Source organism: Paenibacillus sp. FSL P2-0136 (genome assembly GCF_037975325.1).
Taxonomy (GTDB): domain Bacteria; phylum Bacillota; class Bacilli; order Paenibacillales; family Paenibacillaceae; genus Paenibacillus_AQ; species Paenibacillus_AQ silagei.
In genome coordinates this window covers 379206-404885 of the sequence record NZ_CP150244.1, presented here as the reverse complement: position 1 = coordinate 404885, position 25680 = coordinate 379206, and the positions used below count along the sequence as shown (strand labels likewise).

Sequence of the window (25680 nt, the reverse complement as noted above, 5' to 3'; positions counted from 1 at the left end):
CCTATTATACCATGACATACAAGTCCGCAATTTTCATCAGGCCGAATTCCCTTCACTTCAGCTAGACTAGAATCATCCCCCAGCCGAAAGGAGTCACAGCCAATGCCCGCCTCAGAATTGTATAATATTATACCAGTAGGAGTAGTAACGGGAACACAGCAGAACCTGCGACTTGAGATTAGACCCGAATACAGACCTGCCTTGAAGGGGTTAGATGCTTTCAGCCACTGCCAGATCCTGTGGTGGATTCATGAGTTTGCAGATGATAGCTTCCGGGGGACTACTCAGATTGAGCCTCCCTATAATGCGCCGGTAAGCGGTGTTTTTGCGACCCGGTCTCCGGTCCGCCCTAATCCGCTTGGACTCACGGTTGCCCGTATTATATCCGTCGATCTTGATCAGGGAATTGTGGAGGTCAGCGGACTGGATGCCTATCCGGGAACACCCGTACTTGATATCAAAGCTTATTTCCCTTCCACCGACCGTGTTCGTCAGGTTAGAGTGCCCGCATGGGCCGCATCATGGGGAGAATGGACTGTAGAGTAGACCGTAGAGGAGAGGACTTTATGAAGAACAGCCAGCTTATTCTGCAGGCGACCCAATATATCGAAGCGAATCTGAAGCAGCCGCTGTCTGTTCTGACCCTCTCCAGAGCGAGCGGCTATTCCCTGTTCCACTTCATCCGACTGTTTCAGGGAGTTACCGGACTCACACCGGGCGACTATATAGCAAGACGGAGGATTTCCGAGGCAGCCCGTGATATTCTAAGCAGACCCGAGCGGACCTTTCACGAGATCTCACTGGACTATGCTTATAATGATTACGAGACCTTCACCCGGGCCTTCAAAAGACTGCTGCACACTACTCCCACCCATATCCGCCACAAGTCTAACCAGGTTATTCCTATGTTTCTCCATCCCTTACAGCCGGCTGATTTACCGCATTGGTCAGAGCAGAAGGGCGCCTCTCCTGACCTGATTGAGCTTGGTGCAATCAGGCTTCAGGGGCCATTCATTACCGTTACGCAAGATCAGTCGGTCATCGGAGCAGCTTGGGAGCAGCTATTCAGCAGTCTTCCGGCTATCCCGGACCGCAAGCTTCCAGAGCAGTATTACCAGCTAGGCTATTGGCCGGATAACTATGAGGATAACGGAATCTCCTTTCACATCGCCTGTGAGCTAAACTCCATATCATCTGTACATACCGGCACTAGCGTTCAGGCAAGCTGTGGACAAGCAGTCAACCACCTCCCTATCCACACTCTGCCGCCAGCACGTTATCTTAGATTTAAGCATACAGGGCCATCCGCAGAAGTTTCTGCCACCTACAAATATATCTATGGCGTTTTTCTGCCGAGAACCGATTACCGCCTGAACCTCCCTTATGAATTTGAATACTACGGCCAGGACTATCTGGGCCCCCACCATCCTAACTCTATAAGTGAAATCTACATTCCGTTAACACTGCTCTAATCAGCAAAATAACCCCACAAAGTGAGGCTTTCGCTTCGATGATGACTCAGGCCTTTTTCAAAAAAGCCCGCATCTGCACAGCAGACGCGGACAAGGGCTCAGCCTATCTTACCCATTCCCGTTTTCACGGTTCGCGGGTTCATGGAATCACTATAGTGCTCTCAAGATCCTTATGATAAGTTCTCACCGGTTTCCCATTGTCATCCAACAAGAGCTTCAGATCATTATCCAAAGTCATTGTATACGGTCTGACCGTAATCGTCTTAGGGGTTTGCGGGAAGATATTGTACAGGCTATCCACAATAGGATGCTGAACAGCCTTCATCATGGCATATCCCTGGCCAGAAGTAGCCACATTACCGACATCATCCACAAGCTCATAGAATACCGCCGTTGGACCATATTCCCCTGTCTGCTCCGGCGATGCAGGCACCTCTCCTTCGCTGGTGACGACCAGCCTCATCGCAGCAGGCGTGATGTCCAGACTCTTTACTTTATAATGGAAGGAGTCTTTGCTCGCTCCCTGGCCCGGGGTAAGGTTGATGATTCCCTCCGCAAGCTTCTTCGCTGTTACCTCGAACTCAAACGGCTCGGCGATCTGGGCAACCGGTACGCGGATATTCACCTTGAATTCGTCTCCGAGAGCCGAAGCATTGTGCAGTTCTCTAAGCTCCAATAAGAGGGTGTTCGGTTGTCCTTTTACGTCACCTGTGATAGAAGAACCGAAGCCGATAGGCTCTCCTGTCGCCAGAGTAACCTCTGGCAGACCCAGCAGTCCTTTAGTTGATTGATCGAATTCATGGGTTTTAAAATCAGTAATCTCCGCAAGCACCCGCTCATCTGCTACTCCGGTTCTTTCGAAGCCGATGGCCAACTGGATTCCGTCATAAAATACCTCCGTAACACTTAAAGTCACTCCATCCTTGGTAACGCTCATATTAGGTGAAGTAGTCAGGCCCTGTTCCGCCGCTAATTTCAGTCCCGGGTTCTCCGTGTGCTTGAATATACTGCTGAAGACAGGAATTTGACTCAAGGTATCGGCCCAAGCAGGAGAGATGAACCCTGCGGTTATCGTACCTAACCCTATTACTACAGCTATGCTTGCGGCTGCCAGCGTCTTTTTAAGCAATTTATTTCCTCCTCTGGTCTCCAAATGTTCGATCCGGTTCATAATCTGCTCATTATAGCTATCTACAGGAAGCTCTACTCTTTCGACGCTGCTGCGAATACGTTCCAGCATTTGCTTCTCAGTTTGATTCTGCCACTTCTCCATGAGCACACCCTCCCTTTTCATCCGCTTTTTGCTGAATCAGTTTTTTACGGAGCCGTTCATATTTTTTGCGCAGCGCCGCCGAACTGCTTCCGGTAATCATTGAGATCTCTTCGAAGCTGTATTGTTCAATGACACGAAGGATTAATAGCCCCCGCTCTTCCGAAGTGAGATTTTCAAAAATCCGGTCTACCGGCGACTCCTCCGGCAACGCTTGTTGATTCGTCATCAGTTGCAGCTTATAAAGGGACAGTAACCGGCTGCGGCGCTTACGCCTGCGAAGCTGGTCCAGGCAATGATGATAAGCCACCTTATATAGCCAGGCCGAAAAAGAAACCCGCCGTTCATAACGCCCAAGCTGCTGATACACCTTAACGAATATATCCTGCACAGCATCCTCCGCTTCTTCACGGCTCCTTAGGAGATAGTAGCAATACGTGTAAATCTTTCTTTCATACTCCTTAATTATTGTTGAGAACGCTTGCCTGTCTCCTGCGTGTACCTGATGAATGGCTTCTTCAATCTTATTTGGATTCATTGGGCCCCCGGGGTTGCCTTGCTCCAAAGGAATCACCTCCACTTTCCTTTTACACCTGTATAACGAATGCCAATTGTGTATTTGTGACATATAAGGAAATAGAAAATATGACAAAAGACAGTTCCCCTGAAATTCGAGCAACTGTCTAGATTTAACGCTATGTAAGTCTCTCTCAGACATCAACCTTTCTTCCAAGCTTCAGGCAAGCTTCAAAAAAGATCCGCTCCCCGCCTTGCCCGCGCACATATACCCCTTCTTCAGTCAGAGAAGAACGCATAACACTGATCTCTTCACCATATTTGGCTTCCTGGGCATAGGTGATATGAAGCCCCGTAAGCTCTAACTCCTCCCACTCCACCAGCGCCAGGGCATCACAACATAAATCTGCATATCGCGCGTTGTTAAGATGTTTGTTGTTATCCAGCCCGCTATATCTTACCTGATAACTGTAAGTCTCCTGCAAGAGAAGTTCGGGTGGAAGGATTACTTTATCAGGCAGACTCCCTACGGAATCTTCTAAATACGGCTCGACAACAATAGGTAAAGCCGATGGACGCAGAATTTTCCGCTTTCCGATATCCACAAGGGCCCAGATCGATCGCGCCGAAGCAAGCTCTACACCTTGGGCGTCATAGATCCGGTAATCCCGCTGCCAGAGCGGTCCTTTGTTTCCTTTACTCCAGGTATATACCTCAAGAAGCTCACCCGGGGACGGCAGACGCTGCAGATTCAGATCCAGGGTGATGACCATCCACCCCATGCCCGCCTTCAGCATACTTTCCATACTTAGCCCCAGGCTGCTTACAGCCGAATCCGCAGCACGCTGCATAATATCCAGCAGGAAGGAGAGCTTGCCCCTTGACCGGTAATCCGTGTCACTTGCCTGAACCCTGAACTGCTCTGTCCACAAAAAGCTGCTATGCTTGTCCATAACTTTCGGCTCCTTCACCTGTCTATCCCCAATTTTCGGTACCTATCCACATTATTGTACCGGATATCCACATCATTTGGGGAGAAGTATCAAAAAAACTAAATCTATCCACATGTGTATAACTATGCGCCACTTGTAAGAAGACCTGGAATCTACTCACAAGCTGTCCACAAGGCTTCCCCGACAATACAAAAAGACCACTGTTGATTTCTCAACAGTGGCCTTGTGTGCTTGGCAACGTCCTACTCTCCCAGGACCCTTCGGTCCAAGTACCATCGGCGCTGGAGGGCTTAACGGTCGTGTTCGGGATGGGTACGTGTGGAACCCCTCCGCTATCGCCACCAAACGGGCATTTGAATATCAAATGCTATTATTCAGGTCTCAGCATCGCCAAATGCTGAAAACAAATCTTCTTTACAGAGCTACTTGAGCTCCATAAATTACAATTTGATTCCTGAAAACTGAATCCGAAACGAATCTGCGTATTAGAAATTTTGGATAAGCCCTCGACCGATTAGTATTGGTCAGCTCCATGCATTGCTGCACTTCCACCTCCAACCTATCTACCTCGTCGTCTTCAAGGGGTCTTACTAATTGGGAAATCTCATCTTGAGGGGGGCTTCACGCTTAGATGCTTTCAGCGCTTATCCCGTCCGTACGTAGCTACTCAGCCATGCTCCTGGCGGAACAACTGATGCACCAGCGGTACGTCCATCCCGGTCCTCTCGTACTAAGGACAGCTCCTCTCAAATTTCCTGCGCCCACGACAGATAGGGACCGAACTGTCTCACGACGTTCTGAACCCAGCTCGCGTACCGCTTTAATGGGCGAACAGCCCAACCCTTGGGACCTACTTCAGCCCCAGGATGCGATGAGCCGACATCGAGGTGCCAAACCTCCCCGTCGATGTGGACTCTTGGGGGAGATAAGCCTGTTATCCCCAGGGTAGCTTTTATCCGTTGAGCGATGGCCCTTCCATGCGGTACCACCGGATCACTAAGTCCGACTTTCGTCCCTGCTCGACTTGTAGGTCTCGCAGTCAAGCTCCCTTATGCCTTTGCACTCTGCGAATGATTTCCAACCATTCTGAGGGAACCTTTGAACGCCTCCGTTACTCTTTAGGAGGCGACCGCCCCAGTCAAACTGCCCGCCTGACACGGTCCCCGTACCCGATAAGGGCACTAGGTTAGAACCTAGATACGATCAGGGTGGTATCCCAACGGCGCCTCCGCAGAAGCTTGCGCTCCTGCCTCCACGGCTCCCACCTATCCTGTACAGATCGTACCCAAATTCAATATCAAGCTGCAGTAAAGCTCCATGGGGTCTTTCCGTCTTGTCGCGGGTAACCTGCATCTTCACAGGTATTAAAATTTCACCGGATCTCTCGTTGAGACAGCGCCCAAGTCGTTACGCCATTCGTGCGGGTCAGAATTTACCTGACAAGGAATTTCGCTACCTTAGGACCGTTATAGTTACGGCCGCCGTTTACTGGGGCTTCGGTTCACAGCTTCGGATTGCTCCTAACCGCTCCCCTTAACCTTCCAGCACCGGGCAGGCGTCAGCCCGTATACTTCGCCTTACGGCTTCGCACAGACCTGTGTTTTTGCTAAACAGTCGCTTGGGCCTTTTCACTGCGGCCCCCTCGGGCTATTCACCCTACCGAGGCACCCCTTCTCCCGAAGTTACGGGGTCATTTTGCCGAGTTCCTTAACGAGAGTTCTTCCGCGCGCCTTAGAATTCTCTTCTCGCCTACCTGTGTCGGTTTGCGGTACGGGCACCTTCTCCTGACTAGAGGCTTTTCTTGGCAGTGTGAGATCATGACCTTCGCTACTATAATTTTCGCTCCCCATCACAGCCCAGCCTTAATGATGTGCGGATTTGCCTGCACACCAGCCTCACTGCTTAGACGGACATCCATCAGTCCGCGTCACTACCCTCCTGCGTCACCCCATCGCTCATAGCGGATTACGGTGGTACAGTAATTTCAAACTGTTGTCCTTCGACTACGCCTGTCGGCCTCGCCTTAGGTCCCGACTTACCCTGAGCGGACGAGCCTTCCTCAGGAAACCTTGGGCTTTCGGCGGATCAGATTCTCACTGATCTTTTCGTTACTCATACCGGCATTCTCACTTGTGTAGTGTCCAGCGCTCCTTACGGTACACCTTCAACCCCTACACAACGCTCCCCTACCCCAGATGCTAGTGCATCTAGCCATAGCTTCGGTGGTGTGTTTAGCCCCGTTACATTTTCGGCGCAGAGTCACTCGACCAGTGAGCTATTACGCACTCTTTCAATGGTGGCTGCTTCTAAGCCAACATCCTGGTTGTCTGTGCAACTCCACATCCTTTCCCACTTAACACACACTTGGGGACCTTAGCTGATGGTCTGGGCTGTTTCCCTTTTGACAATGGATCTTAGCACTCACTGTCTGACTCCCGGCAAGAAGTAAATGGCATTCGGAGTTTGACTGAGCTTGGTAACCCTTGCGGGCCCCGCACCCAATCAGTGCTCTACCTCCACCACTCCATTCACCGAGGCTAGCCCTAAAGCTATTTCGGGGAGAACCAGCTATCTCCGAGTTCGATTGGAATTTCTCCGCTACCCCCACCTCATCCCCGCATTTTTCAACATGCGTGGGTTCGGGCCTCCAGTGCGTGTTACCGCACCTTCACCCTGGACAGGGGTAGATCACACGGTTTCGGGTCTACGTCCACATACTTAGTCGCCCTATTCAGACTCGCTTTCGCTGCGGCTCCGGCTTCTCACCTTAACCTTGCATGTTAAACGTAACTCGCCGGTTCATTCTACAAAAGGCACGCCATCACCCATAAAGAGGGCTCTGACTTTTTGTAAGCACACGGTTTCAGGTTCTATTTCACTCCCCTTCCGGGGTGCTTTTCACCTTTCCCTCACGGTACTGTTTCACTATCGGTCGCCAGGTAGTATTTAGCCTTAGCAGATGGTCCTGCTGGATTCATACGGGGTTTCACGTGCCCCGCACTACTCGGGATCCGTCTCGGAGAGAACACAGTTTAGGCTACAGGGCTTTTACCTCTATCGCGGGCCTTTCCAGACCTCTTCGCCTACCATATTCCTTTGTAACTCCATGTGAGACGTCCCACAACCCCAAGAGGCAAGCCCCTTGGTTTAGGCTGTTCCGCGTTCGCTCGCCGCTACTGACGGAATCACTATTGTTTTCTCTTCCTCAGGGTACTTAGATGTTTCAGTTCCCCTGGTCTGCCTCTGCGTATCCTATGTATTCAGATACGAGTAACTGCGAATTACCACAGCTGGGTTTCCCCATTCGGACACCCCCGGATCAAAGCTTGCTTACAGCTCCCCGAGGCAGTTTCGTTGTTCGCCACGTCCTTCGTCGGCTCCTGGCGCCTAGGCATCCTCCGTGTGCTCTTAGTAGCTTAACCTCGATTTTTCCGTCAGGAAAATATCGGACATTGAATCACTTCAACGCCTTTATTTCCATCCAGATCATCGTAGCATCGCCATTAATTCAAAACTTGTTTACACAAGTTCAGCTTAAAGGAATGTTCTAAAACGCAAATTCGTTTCGGTATCCAGTTTTCAAGGATCAAGTTGCTGTTATTACGGGACAATCACGGCTGTGATGTTCGGAATAACAGACAGTGTTACTTGAGAGTTTGAGCTCTCAAAACTGACCAACGAGTGAGTAACAGGCCTAAACCTGATTGGTGGAAGCAAAGCTTCCGATTTGAATGTCTTCATTGCAGAAGACGATTCTCCATAGAAAGGAGGTGATCCAGCCGCACCTTCCGATACGGCTACCTTGTTACGACTTCACCCCAATCATCTACCCCACCTTCGGCGGCTGGCTCCCTTGCGGGTTACCCCACCGACTTCGGGTGTTGTAAACTCTCGTGGTGTGACGGGCGGTGTGTACAAGACCCGGGAACGTATTCACCGCGGCATGCTGATCCGCGATTACTAGCAATTCCGACTTCATGCAGGCGAGTTGCAGCCTGCAATCCGAACTGAGACCGGCTTTGCTGGGATTGGCTCCACCTCGCGGCTTCGCTTCCCGTTGTACCGGCCATTGTAGTACGTGTGTAGCCCAGGTCATAAGGGGCATGATGATTTGACGTCATCCCCACCTTCCTCCGGTTTGTCACCGGCAGTCACTCTAGAGTGCCCAGCTCAACCTGCTGGCAACTAAAGTCAAGGGTTGCGCTCGTTGCGGGACTTAACCCAACATCTCACGACACGAGCTGACGACAACCATGCACCACCTGTCTCAACTTTCCCCGAAGGGCACCTGATGCATCTCTGCTTCGTTAGTTGGATGTCAAGACCTGGTAAGGTTCTTCGCGTTGCTTCGAATTAAACCACATACTCCACTGCTTGTGCGGGTCCCCGTCAATTCCTTTGAGTTTCAGTCTTGCGACCGTACTCCCCAGGCGGAGTGCTTACTGTGTTAACTTCGGCACCAAGGGTATCGAAACCCCTAACACCTAGCACTCATCGTTTACGGCGTGGACTACCAGGGTATCTAATCCTGTTTGCTCCCCACGCTTTCGCGCCTCAGCGTCAGTTACAGCCCAGAAAGTCGCCTTCGCCACTGGTGTTCCTCCACATATCTACGCATTTCACCGCTACACGTGGAATTCCACTTTCCTCTTCTGTACTCAAGTCACCCAGTTTCCAGTGCGACCTCAGGTTGAGCCCAAGGTTTAAACACCAGACTTAAATAACCGCCTGCGCGCGCTTTACGCCCAATAATTCCGGACAACGCTTGCCCCCTACGTATTACCGCGGCTGCTGGCACGTAGTTAGCCGGGGCTTTCTTCTCAGGTACCGTCACTCCGGTAGCAGTTACTCTACCGGACGTTCTTCCCTGGCAACAGAGCTTTACGATCCGAAAACCTTCATCACTCACGCGGCATTGCTCCGTCAGGCTTGCGCCCATTGCGGAAGATTCCCTACTGCTGCCTCCCGTAGGAGTCTGGGCCGTGTCTCAGTCCCAGTGTGGCCGTTCACCCTCTCAGGTCGGCTACGCATCGTCGCCTTGGTGGGCCGTTACCCCACCAACTAGCTAATGCGCCGCAGGCCCATCCCCAAGCAGCAGATTGCTCCGCCTTTCATTCTTCTCTCAGGAGAAAAAAGAAATTATCCGGTATTAGCTACCGTTTCCGGTAGTTATCCCAGGCTTGAGGGCAGGTTGCCTACGTGTTACTCACCCGTCCGCCGCTAAGTCTGAAAGGAAGCAAGCTTCCTCTCAAACTCCGCTCGACTTGCATGTATTAGGCATGCCGCCAGCGTTCGTCCTGAGCCAGGATCAAACTCTCCAAATTGGTATTTAGAAAGAGCGATTGCTCATTTTGAAACATCTGACGAGAATTTACATTCTCATTTTTGGATCTCACCGAAGCGATCTCCAGATACTCACTCGTTGTTCAGTTTTCAAAGATCAAGCTCGTTGTTAGTGTCGATGTTGTCGTCACCAGCAACTCTTATAATATATCACGTTCATCTGAGCAATGCAAGCTTTATTTTTGAAATCACTTATTTAAGTAATCTCTCATTTCCTTTGCCGCTCCAACAACGCTTATTTATAATAACCTATCCTTCTATTAAAAAGCAACCTTTATATAAATAAAAATAACCCGCTTAATGACTAAGCGGGCTATTCTCAGATAATGCTATAGTTACAGCTATTCTTAGTAGAATTTCGCTGCAGTATATTTGCTTGCTGATTTGATCAGTTCTGTTGATGCTGTTTTCTTACCCAGACCTGCATCCACTGTAGTATCAATCGTCACCCATTTGCCGTTCAGGAACACTTCGTTCCAGGCATGGTATGAAGTTACATAGCTTGTATTCCCCATAACCAACTTGGTTGGAATCCCTTCACTGCGGAGCATAGTAGCGAACAAGGAAGCGTAATCGTAGCAGATACCTTTGTTGGTAGCCAGTGTGTTGTCGTTGTTCGGAATATAATCTGTGCTTACGCTGTTGGCCAGAGAGTAGTCATATTTCACGTTAGCTACGATGTAATTATAGATAGCCTTAACTTTGTCTGCATCTGTGGTCAGACCCTTTGTAAGCTGTGCTGCCTTTTGAACGGATTTATCGGAAGAACTCCACTTTACATTCTGTACAGAGCTCAAATATACGGCATTCACATTGCTCATTGAGAGAGATACAGTCTCGGAAGATAGTACTTTGTATTTGTTACCGGTAGTATTCTCAAGAACGGAGACCTTGTAAGAGCCATTACCTTGTTGCAGCGGGAACGTCTCGGTCGGTTTGGAAGTGTATAAGTTGTAAGTATAGCTGTTATTGTCCTTGGTAATCATGAGCTTCATCTTCTTGTCCTTAGGAACATCGTACGAAACCCCGATAACTCCTTGATCAAGTTGTCCAACATTTAACCAGCTTGAATCTGCATTTGCTGCTTGAGCAGTGCCTGTCTGCACGGAAGTGACGATCACAAAAAGTGTAATCAGCATTAAATAAAACTTCTTCATGGATAAAACCCCTTTCGGTAGCTGGCTGCCATTCTTACGGGAAGGCCCTTTAGCTTTGCGTCCCTACCTTTCGATAGGTTTGCCGTTATCGTATAAGCTTTATCTGTCCAATCTACTGCCACATAATGACAGATTCAGAATGAAAACAAACAAAAAAAGCCTCTTCATTCGGTAACTGGCTGCCATCCATGACGGGAAGGCCCTGTAGCTTTGCGTCCCTACCTTTCGATAGGTTTGCCGTTATCGTGTATTAGCTTTCATAGTTATAGCTTACCATATCTCAATCTATTAGCAAGACCCAAATCACTAGATTCCCGCAAAAATAGACTAAAATTTTATGTTTTTTGACCTTTCTCAGCATTGTCCTATGACAATCAGGTCAACTTTGCATGAATAATGAGTCTGTGGGTAGGGTTGACAAGCGGATCACAGGTAATGAGGGTCAGAATCTTATCATCATCCTTACCCTTCAGTACTGAAATATCGGTAGGCTCTACAATAGATACATCATATACAACATATTTGTATTCCTGTCCGCTTGTAATAACAGTAATGGCATCCCCTTTACCGACCTCATCCAGTCTGTTGAACAGCCGCCCTGCCGTTCTTGACCGATGTGCCGCAATCGCTGCATTGCCTACCGCGCCAATCGGAGCTGTCTCCTTCATATGCGCCGCCGCATGCTTCATATTGGTCTTAGTGGCGCCCTCCAGTACAGGCAGCTTCAGATCGATTTTATCGATTTCAATAATAGCGGTGATTTTGCCTCCCACTTCAATCTCGGGCGCTGTAGTGGGCACCGGCTCTTCCGCACCAGACTCTTCCGCCAGCAGCTGGGTGACTTCTGCATAAGGCTTGCTCAGATCCTGGCTGGCAGGAGCCGTAGCCGAAGGAACGATTTCACTATAGGCCTGTTCAGCCTCTTCCAGCAGCTTCTGCTGCTGACGGTCCTCGTACCATTCGCTTCCTTTGGGGTAGAGCATAATCAGGACCCCGGCAAGTATAATCAAATAGGATAACTTCCGCATGACAATCGCCTCCGCAACATAGAATAAGTGCTTTCCTCCGCAGAATACGGGGAAGATATACGCTCTCTTTAGAATACCCACTTCCGGCTTCCAAAGAAATTAATGATTACTGTAACAAAGGTAACCAGCACCTTGGCCATCAGCACCTGGACGCCCAGCCGGTCAGTCAGCAGATGAATCAGCAGCACCGAAATGCCCAGCACCATCAGATTCAGCACAATAAATCTCACCAGCTGCATCCGGTCAAAGCGGCCATCCCCGCCTCTGTCCCTTCCCTTGAAGGTCACCTTCTTATTCCAGAAAAAGCTGTTGGCCGTCCCGGCACTGTAGGAAATAATCTGTGCAGGGGTGTTAAGCATCCCCAGGGAATGAAGCAGGGTAAATACCGCAAAATCTATGAACGTGTTAAGCAGGCCCACCGCATTGAATTTCAGAAACTGGATCATCCCTGCCCGCCAAGCCTTATCTTGCATAATCGCTTGCCTTCCGCGTGTCTTCGGCCTCTGCCTCCGGGTAGCCTCGGGTCTCGCGTACGATATAAAGCGGTCTATCCTTAGATTCATCATAGATCCGTCCGATGTATTCCCCGATCACGCCCAGCAGCATCAGCACAATGCCGTTAAACAGCAGGTTCACCCCGACAATAGATGCCCAGCCCGGCACAGTCCAAGAGGTGAAGACTTTCTGGAATAAGACCAGGAACAGGTAGATGAAGCTGGAGAAGGACAGGAAGAAGCCGACATAAGAGGCGATTTTGAGCGGCTTGTGCGAGAAGGAGGTGATTCCGTCGAGCGCAAAGCGGATCATTTTTTTGAGCGGATATTTCGTCTCCCCGGCGAAGCGTTCCTCCCGCACATATTCCACCATGGTCTGCCGGAAGCCGACCCAGCTTACCAGCCCCCGTACATAACGGTTCTTCTCCTTCAGACCGCGCAGCACATCGCAGACCTTACGGTCGATGAGCCGGAAGTCCCCGGTATCTGTGGGAATCTCCACACTGGTCATGCTGCTGAGCAGACGGTAAAAGATTTTGGCTGTCACCTTCTTAAAGAAGGTCTCTCCGTGGCGCTTCAGCCGCTTGGCATAGACTACCTCATAGCCTTCCTTCCACTTGGCGATCATCTGCAGGATGACCTCCGGCGGGTCCTGGAGATCTGCGTCAATCACCACAACAGCCTGGCCTTCAGCATAATCCATACCCGCCGTAATCGCCACCTGATGGCCGAAGTTACGGGAGAAGTCAATCAGCTTGACATGCTCATCCCTATTACTGATTTCGCGCATAATCTCAGCCGTACGGTCCCGGCTGCCGTCATTGACGAACACGAGCTCATAGGAATCCCCGCACTCATCCATTACTTTTTTGAGCCGTTCGTAAGTTATCTGAATGACTTCCTCCTCATTATACATGGGCACAATTACACTATATCTGGCCTTCACAAGGGTTCCTCCTCAATTTATTGTAAGCCACAGCTTCCTTGATGCGCTTCATCAACATCAGCTTTGAGCAACTATACGGCTCTTACAGCTCCCCTCCTAGAATACCCAGGAAGGGAACCAGCGAAGTACATGAATGATATAACTGCTGTTCACCTGCATGCCGGACAATACCGGATAGAACATTACAAACAGGATGGCGGCGGCCGCAACATAGGCGTACCGCAGATATTTGGCACCCTGGAACCTGCCGTCAAGCAGCTTCAGGATGTACACAATGGATAGAATCATAAACGGCACCATCGCAAAGTAATGGTACAGGAAGGTCTCACGCGGCACAAGCATCCATGGAACATATTGTGAGAAAAAGCCGATCCAAATCATATACAGGCTCTTGTCCCGGCGCTTCAGGGTGAACCATACAGCAGCCAGCATCGTGAAGATTCCTGTCCACCAGATCAGCGGATTGCCCATCGTTACTATGCTGCTCGCCTTGCCTGCAGGCAAGCCTTCGCCGCCGCTGAAGAACCACACCGGACGCTTCATGAACGGCCACTCCCACCAGGAGGAGGCGAACGGATGTGTAGCTACAAGCTGACTGTGATAGTTGTACATATTCTTCTGGGCATCAATCAGCCCCTTAACGGTGAAGCCCTCTGCCGACGCAGATAGTGAAGGAATGAAGGACAGGCTGTATATGATTCCCGGAATAATGACGAAGAATCCAATGCAGCTGGCCAGCGTGATGATCGTGTTCTTCCAGAAGGACTGATCTGCAGTCCGGCAGGCGGCTTTGAGCTCCTGACCGCTCAGCTTGCCTTCAGCCAGCAGGCGTCCGGCAGCCTTGTATTCTCTGTAGCGTTCAATGAGTACCAGCGCAAGCATAATAGCAAGTCCTGCGCCTCCGTAGATCACGATCCACTTCGAAGCAACCCCGATGCCGAAGAACAGGCCGGACCAGAACAGCGGAGCCAGTGTGGTCCGCAGCGGCACCCGGTAGAAATTCATCGTGAAATACCGCTGCATGAAATAGAACATCAGCATAATGAAGAATACACCGTACACATCGATGGTCGATATCCGCGTCTGGGTGAAATGCATGAAGTCCAGAGCGAATAATCCCGCTGCCAGTGCAGCATAGGTGGTCTTACGGAACAACCGAATCGCCATGATATAGATCAGCGGCAGCATCGCAATCCCGAACAAGGTGCCGATGATCCGCCAACCGAACGGATTGACGCCGAACAGCTCCATCCCTACCCCGATCAGCAGCTTGCCAAGCGGCGGATGCGTGTTCTCATAAGGAACAATATTATGATAATGCTCATAAGCTGTACGGGCATGATAGATCTCATCAAAATACGTACTGTTCATGAAATTAGAGTTCTTGGGAATGACGGACTGCTCGTCAAACAGATTGGCCGGCGTTCCTCTTTTAGCTTCTGCTCCCGAATCGGGTGTCACGCTTGCTATCGTCAGAGGAACCTCCGGTGCCCCCTGCTCATAGAAGGCCATCTCATTGAGAGTGAAGCCTGGAGACGTAACCGAGAGCTTGACATATCTTGCGGATACGTTAAGCGGCTGGCTTTTCCAGATGAAGACATTGCCCACATCCTCGCTTACCTCAAGCGGGCTGCTCCAATTATCAGGGGTCTGGCTGAATTCCAGCTGAAACTTCCCTGTTCCGACACCCCCGAACACATTAACCCGCTCCAGTTGATGGGCCTGCCCCAGATCCACATAGAAGCTCTCGCCGCTGGCTGCTGGCTCCCACAGAGTCTCAGGTGCCTTGTTATCTCCCAGATGATAGAGGGCAAGCGCCCCGTATAGCACGGTGATACCGAGCATCCAGATCCAGTCTCTGCGCTTCAGCTTCAGCGGAGAACGGCGCTCAGCAGGAGCAAGCGGCTTGATGCCTTCTGCAAGCAGCAGATCTGCTGCGTACGCCTCCTTGGGGGTAACCGGCTCAGGCAAAAGCTTCGCAGTTCGGCGGATATATACATCGTATCCAATATAGAGCAGATATATCGCAAGAATGATAGTGGTAATAGCTGTAACCAGAACAATGCCGTCAGCCGGCGGATTTCCGCCGGTATTCAGATACGCCAGTGTATAACCAACATTGATGTACTGGGTCAGGGAGAACCCGAGGAACAGGGTCAGGAACCGCCGGTCCCGGCTCTCCATGAAAGCGAATAAGGACAGAATCAGTACCGGATACAAGTAACGCTCATGCATTTTGGTACCGAATACGAAGACAATCGTGATCAGCACCATAGCGATGAAGTAGGACTTGGAGAGATCCTTGCGGTCCTTGGTATTGAAGGAATAATAAGCAGCAAGTGCTACTGCCACCAGGATGAAAATAAAGCCCCATATACGATACGGTATGCCGAGCCAGGTCACATCCAGCGCCGACCACATCGGGTCAGTCAAGGCATACAGATTGAATGCATTCACTGTGGAATACGGATAAGAGGACAGTGTGCTTTTGTAAAGGTTAATCAAGCCTGCAAAACCGCCGTTGTTCCAGAAGAACGGGGCTGCGAGGACAAGGAAAATCCCCAGTCCGTACAGGGCGCCCAGCGCAAGCTGCTTCCAGGCCCGGTGATGGTAGAAGGCAAGCAGCAGCACAGGTGTGAAAATCAGCGCCTGCGGCTTGATTAATGTAGCGACGGCAAAGAAGATCGCTGCACGTACGAAGCGCTTATCGACAACCCCGATCATACTGAGCAGCAGAAAGATGAGGAAAAAGGAATCCGCCTGCCCCCAGGCTGCCGAATCCATCAGCACAGCCGGATTGAACAGGAACAGCATCATCAGCCCCATAGCCAGCCCGGAGCCGAGCCTGGTTCGCGCGCTCTTATAGATAATCCAGCCAAGCACCAGATCCGAGAGCATCGCGGGCAGCTTGAAGAGAACCGTCTCGGCACCTGAGCCGCCCGCAAAGTTAAATAATCCGCGCAGCAGGCTAAGCAGGTATAGCACATATAAGTACCCCGGCGGGTAATCGGCGAAATAACCTTCCTCATAGAATTTGCCCGGTCCAAGGTCGGTCAGACGCTGGCCCCAGGCCATGAAGGTGTTCATATCATTCTTATAGCCCTGTGCCGTAAGGCCGATCCAGATCCGCAGGATGAATGCCGCTCCAAACAAAACGTACAGCCAGCGGGTGTAGATTACATCCTCCTGTCTCAGCAGACGCTCACTGCGGAAGGCTCTTGTGTACAGAAAAGCAAAGAACAGGCAGAATACTCCAGAAAGCAGCAGCAGCTTGGCCGGAGACACCTTATGCGGCACTTCCTCCGGCTTGCTTCCGCCGTCCGCATCTGCCGGGGGAGCCTGGGCGCCGCTGTCCAGTGAGATGATATTCGATCCCTCCGGCACTGTATCCAGCTTCTCTACGGACAGATCATCGAAATAGGCCTTACCCTGAATCAGATTGGCATAGCCGCCCAGCGCAGCGCCGATTCCGATCTCGGCCTGCTCCTTGCCGGTCTGGCCGATGAACTCCAGACGCTGCCATTCACCGCCGGTATCGCTGGTAGCGGGATAACCGCCCCCAATGCCTACCGGGAAAATATTGGCCCCGATTCCCCCGCCTGCGGTGCTGGCTATTTTGACGTATCCAGAGATTCTGTAATAGCTATCCGGCAAGACGGTAACGGTCTGCACCCACTTCAGGTGATTGGGCTCCAGATTCTCAATAACCGCCGCTTTGCTGCCGGAATGAACCTCTTCTGACTGAACGGATATGGAGCCCGCCGCATCTCCGGCAATCCACATGTCCTTGGTCCAGCCTGCCGGTGCCCCCTCTTCGCCTTCTTCAAAGCCCGGGTTCTGCAACAAATTCCCTTCGGCATAAATGCTTGTTACAGAAAGAATAAATAATAAGAGCATTAGTATAACGGTTGCCGCTGCACGTACCTTCTTGGTCATCGTTCTACCCTCACCTCGTCAATGTTAATCCAGCCATTACCGCCGGTTATGTATACTTCTGCCTGTATCCCCTGCTCCAGAGTGACCGCAGGAAGTGTGACCTGTTGATAGGCTTCCGCCGCAGGCAGCTCTGTCTCTGCAAGCACCTTACCGGCTGCCCGAATGCCGATCTTCCCGCCGCTGCCGCCGCTACTAGCCATAACTGTTAGTCTGTACTCACCGGCTGTGGCGGTAAAAGTCTGCGATACGATGGTCTCTGCTCCGGGATCAAGATATGCCAGCTTACTCCCGGCGAAGGGGTTGTTGCCGGCCACTCCCGTTCGCGCAGAAAAGGACCAGCCCGTTGTCCCTTCCTCAAATCCGCCATTCACAAATTCACCTGCAGCAGTCTTGGGTGTATCTTGAGACCCGCCATTCTGTTCACTGGTGAGCAGTACGCTGTAGTTGGCAAAACGCTTCACTCTGGATCCGGCGCTTGCCGCAGGCGGCGCAGCAGTATTCGCATAGATATATGCGGCATTCGCAGGCACCCTGTTCAGATCATCAAACCTGTATCTTCCAAAGGAAGAGACGCGCTGAAAGGCCTCTCCCGGATTGGCATACTGAACGGACTTCAAGAAATCATGCGGGCTGATCTGTTCATAGAACAGCACATAAATATAAGGCATATTCACCTGGTTCGTAAGATAGACTTCTCCGGAGCTGTGTTCCGAAGCATACTGCACAGCCTCCCCTAAGGATTCATAGAAGACTGGACCGATTCGTTCAGGGAACTCGCGGAAATACGTATTGGAGAATAAAATAAACATCATGGCGAACCCGGCCGCGGCCAGGATGGCTATCCCTTTGACTCTGCCTGCCAGCCAGACGAATCCGGTGCTTACCAGCATAATGAACGGATAAAAAATAATATTAATCCGGTTAATATTCACAGTTGTAATCAGCGCCATTAGCACCGCCACCAGGAACCATAGCAGCACGGCTCCCCTACCAGCGCTCTCCCTCTCCCGCCGGCTTGTCCACCAGGCATGCAGGAGAACGATCAGGCCGAGCAGTGCAAAAGGCAGCGCCAGCGGGTACGCATACCCGTAAGGAGAGATGGAGTTCCAGGCCAAGCCGTCACTTCCGCTCCACATCAGCTTGCTGAACGCAGTGAGGTTATCCGCAGCCGCCTGCCACAGCCTGCCGCCGAATACGGATGAAATCTCCTCCACGCGCGGGGTCGTGAGCTTCGGAATTGTGAACAGCGGAGTGGCTATATCCTGCATAGCGTAACGGTTAATGATAATAAATAGTAATATAGGCAGCGCCAGTACCGCAAACCATACGAAATTCCAGACCAGGGCACGAGGTCTCAGGACCTTGCTATATAATAGAAGAATTGCCGTACCGAGCGCAAATAGCGGGACGAAGAAGTAGGCTGTTCCATAAGCATACAGCGAGAGGGCCAGCATGCCGGTAAAGGCGTACAGCCACCTTGGATTCGCAAAGGCGCGCAGCAGAAAGTATACGGATATCAAAATCATTGTAGGAAACAGATTCGATTCCAATGCCCACCTGGACATCATAATATGCCACGGGTTAATGGCGATAAAGAACATGGCAGCGGTCCCGGCTCCAGACGAGGCCGAAAGTCTTTTCATAATGAGATAGAAAAACAGCATGCCCAGTAGTCCCATGATCAGGCTAAGCGCCCTTACAGACAACGGCGTTAGACCGAACAACAGAATGAACGGCATGGACAAGTAGGCATATAGCGCATTCTGTCCGCTCCCCCAGGCGATCAGGTGAATTGGCAGATGAACACCATTCCGGTCCATCCCGTAGTGCAGAATGGCGTAGGCATCATAGCCGATAGAGGCTTCGTCCTGGTTCAGTCCCGGTGGAATAGAAGTTATGTATAGAATACGGACTATTGCCCCAAGCAGGAACAGCAGCACCGGCCAGGGCTGGCTACGGAAGAACTTGTACACTCGATTGAATACACCGGACACCATTTATCACCTCTTCAACAATATAATCTAAATATTGGTTGATGAAAAGGGTAAAACCCAGCTTGTCCCGCGCGGCTCCCCCCTTAAAAGAATAAAAAGAAAACGGCCCCTTCATATAATGAAGAGACCGCAGAATGGAAGTCAGAATCCGTGGAGCATATTAGCCTTGGCTGCCGATCAGTACATAACGCAGAATGATCAGAACCGCCAGCACCCACATCATCCAGTGGATATCATATTTCTTCTTGCCGGCGATATTCGCTATACAAGCCAGAATAACATAAGTAACAATCCCGAACGAGATCCCGTTAGCAATGTTATACGTAAACGGCATGATCACGAAGGTCAGGAAGGCCGGAATCGCCAGCACCATGTCCTGGAAGTCGATCTCACGGATCGATTGAGCCATCAGAACACCGACAATAATCAGCGCTGCCGCTGTGGCCGGACCAGGGATCAGAGCGACTACCGGAGCCAGGAACAAGGCAAGCAGGAAGCATATCCCTGTAGTTACTGCAGTCAGACCCGTACGTCCGCCTTCAGCTACACCAGCAGCACTCTCGACATAAGCGGTAGTAGTGGAAGTCCCCAGCATCGCGCCGCCCGCAACAGCTACTGCATCTACGAACATGGCATTGCCGACACGTTTCTTGCCTTCTTCAGGGTTCTTCATGATTCCGGCACGTTCAGCAGTACCCACCAGCGTACCGAAGGTATCAAACAGTTCTACGAAGGTAAAGGTGGCAATCGCCGATACGATACCAGTGTGCATAATGCCTTCCCAGTCGAATTCCCAGAAGTTAAGCTGGGTGAAGTCAGGAATCCATGGTGTCTGCGGATTGCTCAATGAACTGAAATCCACAGCCCCCATTAGGATTGCAGCCACGGTAGTCCCGAGAATTCCGAACAGGATGGCGCCGCGAACGCGCAGTACCATTAAGATGGAGATCAGCAGCAGGCCGATAATCACGAGCTGAACATTGGTGTTCTCCAGGCTGCCCATGTGAATTACAGTTTCAAAAGAAAGAACATCTGTAAATTTGTTAGCGGCGATATCACTTCCGGCTTCAACGCCGATGGTCATCAGTCCGCTGTTCTTCAGGCCGATAATGGTGATGAACATCCCGATCCCGACAGTAATCGCATGCTTCAGGCTATCAGGAATAGCAGTGAGGAGAATCTGCCGGACCCTGGTGATCGTGAGCAGGATAAATACGATCCCGGAGATGAAGACGGCGGTCAGCCCCATCTGCCAGGTGAACTGATGCTCCGTGGTAGCGGAGGATAAGACGACGGAAGCGAAATATGCGTTAAGGCCCATACCAGGTGCCAGAGCGACCGGGAAATTAATGAATACCCCCATGGCAATGGTGAAAATACCGGCTGCCAGCGCCGTCGCAAGGAATACGGAATACCAGCCCATATCAATGCGGCCGAAGGCAGTCAGAGTGCTTGGATTAACCGACAGAATATAAGCCATTGCCATAAACGTGGTTATACCGGCCATGATCTCTGTACGTACTGTGGTGCCGTTCTCTTTCAATTTGAAAAAGCGGTTCAAATCGTTCTCCCCCTAAGGTTGTATGTTGTGCCAATACAGCAACACAAAAGCCGGCATCTGGGAAGACACCGGCCCGAAAAAGAGATGGCTGCCGGGAATTCCGGACAATCGCCGGAATTCCCAGAACAAGTTGCTCTTCTTAATCGTAGCCAGGTCATTACGGTGACCTCGTAGAGACTTCCGGGCCGATCCCCGGAATTATACGAATATATTTGCTGTAGCGCTTTATCATTTTAGGGGGAGATGACAGCTCTTGTCAATGGTAAATACGAACATTGGCCGTCAGGTTTACACAAATGTTCGTAAATTGAACATTTCTATGACAAATACTGCTTGGTTCAGGGAGAATCCGCCAAACATTGCAGCATAAATGCGGATAGTTCCGCACTAAATTAATTATAATCAAACTCTACATGGATTTGCATACAAAATGTATGTTAATCTGAATGAGCTTAGCGATAAGCATTAAATTTCTAATCAAGTTCCTTATCCGAAAGGGGATGTTTCGATTGGCTACTACTTATATGGTGGTTTCCGTTTAAAACTGCATAGCAGGCATACATCTTAAAAATCAGGCGAACGCCTGGATTATTTGGTATGCCATCCCAAGTAACCTTTCGTGAATATTGCTGTTTGCGGGATACGATGAAGGTCGTATCTTCTTTGCATCTTGATGCCGTAGAACAGCAGCTTCTTATTGAGGCTGCTGTTCCGCGGCATTTTTGCGTCCACCAAACAACAGATAAGGAGCTAACCCAAAACCATGATGGATCTAAAAACCTATGGATACACAGAAATAGAGGAAATCCCATCCGGATTATTGCCTGGCAGAATTACAGAGCTCCGGCGGGAGCGCTTCACGGTAATCACAGAGCGGGGCGAGCTGACCGCTGTACTCAAAGGCACGTTCTATCACAGTGCGGAATCGCGCGGGGACTTCCCGTGCGTCGGCGACTTCGTCCTGCTGCGTCCGAACGAAAGCGGGGAATCGCTCATTACAGCGCTTCTCCCCCGCCGCTCCAAGTTCTCGCGTGCGAATTATTCCGGCCATGCCGCAGAATATACCAGAACCGTTCTGGAACAGGTCGTAGCCGCCAATTTCGACTATGTATTTATTTTGTCTTCCCTGAACAAGGATTTCAATGTCACGCGCATGATGCGTTATTTGACCCAGGCCAGGCAGGGCGGCGGCCAGCCGGTCATCATTCTGACGAAGGCGGATCTCACAGAAGACTACAGCCTCCCGCTGGCAGAAGTCCGGCAGAGCATGCCGGATGTTCCCGTGCACGCAGTGTGCAGTCATAACGGTCTCGGGCTGAATGAGCTCGATGTCTACCTTGAGCCAGGTTCAACTGTCGTCTTCCTTGGCATGTCCGGAGTCGGCAAATCATCGCTGCTTAACGCCCTGATGGAACGGGATGTTATGAAGGTCAGTGCCATCCGGGAGGAAGACAGCCGGGGACGGCATACGACGACCCACCGCCAGTTGTTCATGCTCCCCTCGGGAGCAATGGTAATCGATACTCCCGGGATGCGTGAGCTTGGATTATTCGATGCTGACGAAGGCATCTCTGCAGGCTTCAACGATGTGGAGGAATGGTTCGCAGGGTGCCGGTTCCATGACTGCCGCCATGAGTCCGAGCCGGGCTGTGCGGTACTCGCCGCCCTGGCGGACGGTTCCTTGCCGCGTGAACGCTGGGAGCGTTACAACTCACAGCAGCAGGAGAACCGGTTCGTCCAGGACAAAACACACTATCTCAGGGACAAGGATGCCCGCAATCAGTCAGCTGCAATGCAGCGCAAGCAAATGAAGAAAAACGGAGGACGATACAAATGAAGATAAACCAAGATGCTTTATATATTGCTCTATCTCAGCTTTTTAATACAACGATTACCTCTGCAGATTACGAAACGCTACAGTTACACGGCGGAACTGTGGGGGATGTGCAATTGGTCACCGGAACCGCTGCAAGTGCTGCCGGGGAGAGCCTGCCGTTCCGCATCGTGCTGAAAATTCAAAAGAAATGGGAACGTTACAATGACCTGGATTCATGGCGGCGGGAATATGATCTCTACGCTTCTGAGCTGGGAGCGACCTTCAATGATACCTTCCGCTGGCCGGTGTGTTATCACGCGAAGATGAATGATGAAGAGAATGAGTACCAGCTATGGCTGGAATATATCAACGGCATCTCCGGCCTGGAGCTGACCGGTGACATGTATGAACAGGCCGCATTGGAGTTGGGACGGTATCAAGGGAAGTTGTACGCGGAGCAGCCTGAGGTGCTGCAAAGTCTGACCAACCTGAGCCATGCAGACCTCATGAAGAATACGTATCTGCACTACCGGTCTTGGCCGGTTGTCTACGACTATATCCGTTCAGAGGAATGCGGATTCCCGCAGCATGTGCGGCAAATGCTCATTGACATCGATGAGCATTCGGACGATATTTTTGCCCGGATTGAAAGCCTGCCTCTGGTGTTATGCCACCGGGACTTCTGGGTAACCAACATCATCTATACTGGCGGGACCATCGCGCTGATCGACTGGGATACCAGCGGCTGGGGCTACCTCGGTGAGGACATCGCCAGCCTGATTGCAGATGAGGTGGATCTTGATCATATGATTGAATACTATCAGCGGTGTGTCCCTGCTTATTACCGGGGCTTCACGGAATATGCGGGAGAGATTGCCCCGCTTGCCGGCCACTGCGTCTACGAATTCATTCTGCTCGTCTTCGGATACCGGCTGGTGGAGGGATATCTTCATGCGGAGGATGATGATAAGAAGAAAGAGTGTCTGGATACGCTGGAGAAGGTGTATGAATTGAAGAGCTTGACCCTACAATAAGCTAAGATCCAGGGCATAGGATACACGACATGGTGTAGACCTATGCCCTTGTTCTATGATACAGGGGCAGCGAAGCTACTGCTGGAGGAGCGACTTGCTTTTCTCAATAAACCACTTCTCTGCACTGGATAGTGTATGTTCCGGATGATAAATCAGGGTTCTGCGAAGTGCAGAATATCCATCCGGCAAAGCTTGATAGTTCAGATAATGGTATTTGAGCGCCAGACTTTCAGGAATGATTCCTATACCGAATCCGTTGCTGCAAATCTCCAACAGTGTTTCGACAATATTTACCTCTGAAATGGATGTGTTATGCACATCGAAATCAGCCATCAGTGACATAAGTGCTTGATACGAGGAGCACTGTTTACTGAACACATAAATAGGCTCTTCACTTAATAATCTGTAGAGAGACTTACCCTTCGTATTCCCCGTAAACACCAATCGGTCTCTCGTCAGCATTTCCGCCAGTATGGATTTACTCTGGTTATAAATTGTATTCTCAAGCTCGGTAATGTAAGCAATATTCAATTCTCCCTTGAGGATCTTGGATATTAATTCATCTGTGCTTCCGCTCATTAAGGACAACCTTTTGTTCGGGAATGCCTGATGAAATTCTTTAGCAATATTATTGAGGTGCAGCGGAAAGGAAGACTGCATAATTCCAATCAGAATATGCTCTTCCTTATGGGCGAGGAGCTCTTCTGTTTCTTCCCATAGCAGGATTATTTTTTTGAATTGTGCATATAGCCTTTCCCCATCCGTGGTTAGCTCTACCCCATAAGAATGCCGGTAGAACAGCTTAGCCTCAAAGTGCTTCTCGATATTCTTGATCTTATTCGTAATATTCGATTGCAGATGATTGAGTTCGTTCGCCGCAGCAGTCATACTTCGCAATTCTGCAACTTTCATAAAAGCTCTCATGTTCTCGATATGCATAGCCTTCTCCTTCGGGTATCAAAAAAAGTAATATCCCCATTCATTTCATGCATTTCAAATGATACTTGAGCCAGATTATACTTAGGTTCACCATAGAAGACAAGGAGCGAAATACAATGAACCATTCAAAAAAAATTAAAGTCGGCATTGTGGGCGGGTCCGTTAATCCTGAAAGCTGGGCGATCAAATCACATATTCCTGTGCTGATGAACAATGAGCAATATGATTTAATGGCAGTCAGCACTTCAAATCCGGCCTCAGCGAAGCAGGCTAAAGAAGTCCTTGATATCAAGTATGCCTATGATCATTATCAGGAGCTTGTCCAGAACCCGGAGATTGATCTCGTAGTTGTGAGTGTCAAGGCTCCATTGCACTATGAAATACTTAAAGAAGCGATTAAGCATCACAAGCATGTATATTCAGAATGGCCGTTAACCAACCATATCCGTCAGTCACAAGAACTCACGATGTTAGCGCAAAATGCCAAGGTTCATAATATCATTGGACTACAGGCCAGACAGTCCAGCGTGCTGAAGCAGGCTAAGAGCATAATTAATCAGGGGAGATTAGGAAAAATTCTATCTGCGCATATGCAAGTCACCACACAGGGAAAAGGAAACACAGCAACAAACCGGACAGAATATCAGTTCAATCGGGAAAGCGGGGCAACGCTGCTGGACATTAACGGTGGCCATTCTTTAGACCTTATGGCCTCGCTATTAGGGGAATTCACCCCACTTGCGGCCGTTGCTCAAAGCAGCTTCGGGCAGATTCGCAATATCGAGACTCACCAGAATATTAGGCAAGGCGCACCCAGTAGCTGGGAAGTGATCGGGCTAATAAACAACAGCATCAGCAGCAACGTTTCAATACACGGGGGCGCTCTGCCCGGATTTACGCTATTGATTCGCGGAGAAGCCGGTTCCCTGCGGTTAACACAGGATGCCTCCATGGGTCATCCTCAATTTGGAAACTTAGTGCTGGAAGAATGCCTCCACTCAGATCTTCAGCTCATCAAGTCAAGCAGCGGCTATTCCTTTCAAATCATTGGCAGGGACACCGGGGCAGCCTCTATGCAAAGCTATTTCGAGTCCATATACCATACTCTGGCGGGAGATATTCACAATGGCTTGGATTCACTTCCTGATTTTGAAGCCGGATACAGCATACAATTGTTGATTAACAAAATAAAAGAGCTGAGTGTCCGGTAGCTACCGGATG

Annotated in this window: 16 protein-coding genes, 3 rRNA genes and 3 riboswitches; of the genes, 5 read left to right on the top strand and 14 right to left on the bottom strand. The window is 50.4% G+C overall.

All coding sequences use genetic code 11. From position 1 onward, the window contains the following. The first annotated feature begins 102 nt into the window (after nt 1–102). Entirely contained in the window at nt 103–546 is a 444-nt protein-coding gene (gene tsaA / locus NYE26_RS01680) for a tRNA (N6-threonylcarbamoyladenosine(37)-N6)-methyltransferase TrmO (protein WP_339253427.1), read from the top strand. Nucleotides 547–566: 20 nt separating this feature from the next. Continuing rightward, complete coding sequence (locus tag NYE26_RS01675; RefSeq protein WP_339253425.1) at nt 567–1472, top strand: AraC family transcriptional regulator; 906 nt, start codon at nt 567–569, stop codon at nt 1470–1472. 139 nt (nt 1473–1611) lie between these two features. On the opposite strand, the gene NYE26_RS01670 is transcribed toward NYE26_RS01675, so the two are convergent. From NYE26_RS01670 to NYE26_RS01610, 13 genes are all read right to left on the bottom strand, one after another. After that, nucleotides 1612–2745 (bottom strand): DUF4179 domain-containing protein, encoded by a 1134-nt coding sequence (locus NYE26_RS01670; RefSeq protein WP_339253424.1) that lies wholly within the window; start codon nt 2743–2745, stop codon nt 1612–1614. Continuing rightward, nucleotides 2720–3280: an RNA polymerase sigma factor gene (locus NYE26_RS01665; RefSeq protein ID WP_036731006.1), complete on the bottom strand. Its 561-nt coding sequence runs from the start codon at nt 3278–3280 to the stop codon at nt 2720–2722. Before NYE26_RS01665 ends, NYE26_RS01670 begins: the two co-directional genes overlap by 26 nt. A 172-nt stretch (nt 3281–3452) precedes the next feature. Further along, complete coding sequence (locus NYE26_RS01660) at nt 3453–4211, bottom strand: acyl-ACP thioesterase domain-containing protein (RefSeq protein ID WP_339253421.1); 759 nt, start codon at nt 4209–4211, stop codon at nt 3453–3455. Nucleotides 4212–4440: 229 nt separating this feature from the next. Further along, nucleotides 4441–4557: ribosomal RNA gene (gene rrf, locus NYE26_RS01655) — 5S ribosomal RNA — on the bottom strand. Nucleotides 4558–4705: 148 nt separating this feature from the next. Next, nucleotides 4706–7633 (bottom strand): 23S ribosomal RNA (locus NYE26_RS01650). Nucleotides 7634–7974: 341 nt separating this feature from the next. Beyond that, nucleotides 7975–9535 (bottom strand): 16S ribosomal RNA (locus NYE26_RS01645). Together the 16S, 23S and 5S rRNA genes form the textbook arrangement of a ribosomal RNA operon. A 366-nt stretch (nt 9536–9901) precedes the next feature. Further along, nucleotides 9902–10711, bottom strand: a complete 810-nt coding sequence (locus NYE26_RS01640; RefSeq protein WP_209877807.1) for a transglutaminase-like domain-containing protein — start codon at nt 10709–10711, stop codon at nt 9902–9904. A 13-nt stretch (nt 10712–10724) separates the two neighbouring features. After that, nucleotides 10725–10805, bottom strand: a riboswitch (cyclic di-GMP riboswitch). 73 nt (nt 10806–10878) lie between these two features. Then, nucleotides 10879–10960: riboswitch (cyclic di-GMP riboswitch) on the bottom strand. A 125-nt stretch (nt 10961–11085) separates the two neighbouring features. Further along, entirely contained in the window at nt 11086–11739 is a 654-nt protein-coding gene (locus NYE26_RS01635; RefSeq protein ID WP_036723825.1) for a class D sortase, read from the bottom strand. Between the two features lie 68 nt (nt 11740–11807). Next, on the bottom strand, nt 11808–12212 hold the full coding sequence (locus NYE26_RS01630) for a GtrA family protein (RefSeq protein WP_339253418.1): 405 nt from the start codon (nt 12210–12212) through the stop codon (nt 11808–11810). Beyond that, the gene (locus NYE26_RS01625; RefSeq protein ID WP_036723823.1) at nt 12202–13179 is read right to left on the bottom strand and encodes a glycosyltransferase family 2 protein; all 978 of its coding nucleotides are present in this window, start codon (nt 13177–13179) and stop codon (nt 12202–12204) included. Before NYE26_RS01625 ends, NYE26_RS01630 begins: the two co-directional genes overlap by 11 nt. 96 nt (nt 13180–13275) lie before the next feature. Beyond that, the gene (locus NYE26_RS01620; RefSeq protein WP_339253416.1) at nt 13276–17115 is read right to left on the bottom strand and encodes a glycosyltransferase family 39 protein; all 3840 of its coding nucleotides are present in this window, start codon (nt 17113–17115) and stop codon (nt 13276–13278) included. Further along, nucleotides 17112–19112, bottom strand: coding sequence for a hypothetical protein (locus NYE26_RS01615; RefSeq protein ID WP_339253414.1), 2001 nt, complete (start codon nt 19110–19112; stop codon nt 17112–17114). Before NYE26_RS01615 ends, NYE26_RS01620 begins: the two co-directional genes overlap by 4 nt. A gap of 157 nt (nt 19113–19269) precedes the next feature. Continuing rightward, on the bottom strand, nt 19270–20670 hold the full coding sequence (locus NYE26_RS01610; protein ID WP_339253412.1) for an NCS2 family permease: 1401 nt from the start codon (nt 20668–20670) through the stop codon (nt 19270–19272). 126 nt (nt 20671–20796) lie between these two features. Beyond that, nucleotides 20797–20896: riboswitch (purine riboswitch) on the bottom strand. A gap of 537 nt (nt 20897–21433) precedes the next feature. On the opposite strand from NYE26_RS01610, the gene rsgA reads away from it, so the two are divergent. Next, nucleotides 21434–22507, top strand: a complete 1074-nt coding sequence (gene rsgA / locus NYE26_RS01605) for a ribosome small subunit-dependent GTPase A (protein WP_339253410.1) — start codon at nt 21434–21436, stop codon at nt 22505–22507. Next, nucleotides 22504–23520 (top strand): phosphotransferase, encoded by a 1017-nt coding sequence (locus NYE26_RS01600; RefSeq protein ID WP_339253408.1) that lies wholly within the window; start codon nt 22504–22506, stop codon nt 23518–23520. The genes rsgA and NYE26_RS01600 overlap by 4 nt, the downstream gene beginning before the upstream one ends. Nucleotides 23521–23595: 75 nt before the next feature. Here NYE26_RS01600 and NYE26_RS01595 read toward each other — a convergent pair whose 3' ends face one another. Then, nucleotides 23596–24459 (bottom strand): LysR family transcriptional regulator, encoded by an 864-nt coding sequence (locus NYE26_RS01595; protein ID WP_339253406.1) that lies wholly within the window; start codon nt 24457–24459, stop codon nt 23596–23598. Nucleotides 24460–24575: 116 nt separating this feature from the next. Between NYE26_RS01595 and NYE26_RS01590 the strand changes: the two genes are divergently transcribed. Beyond that, nucleotides 24576–25670 carry a Gfo/Idh/MocA family oxidoreductase gene (locus NYE26_RS01590; RefSeq protein WP_051477899.1) on the top strand — a complete coding sequence of 365 codons (1095 nt, stop codon included), beginning with the start codon at nt 24576–24578 and terminating at the stop codon, nt 25668–25670. The last annotated feature ends 10 nt before the right edge of the window (nt 25671–25680 follow it).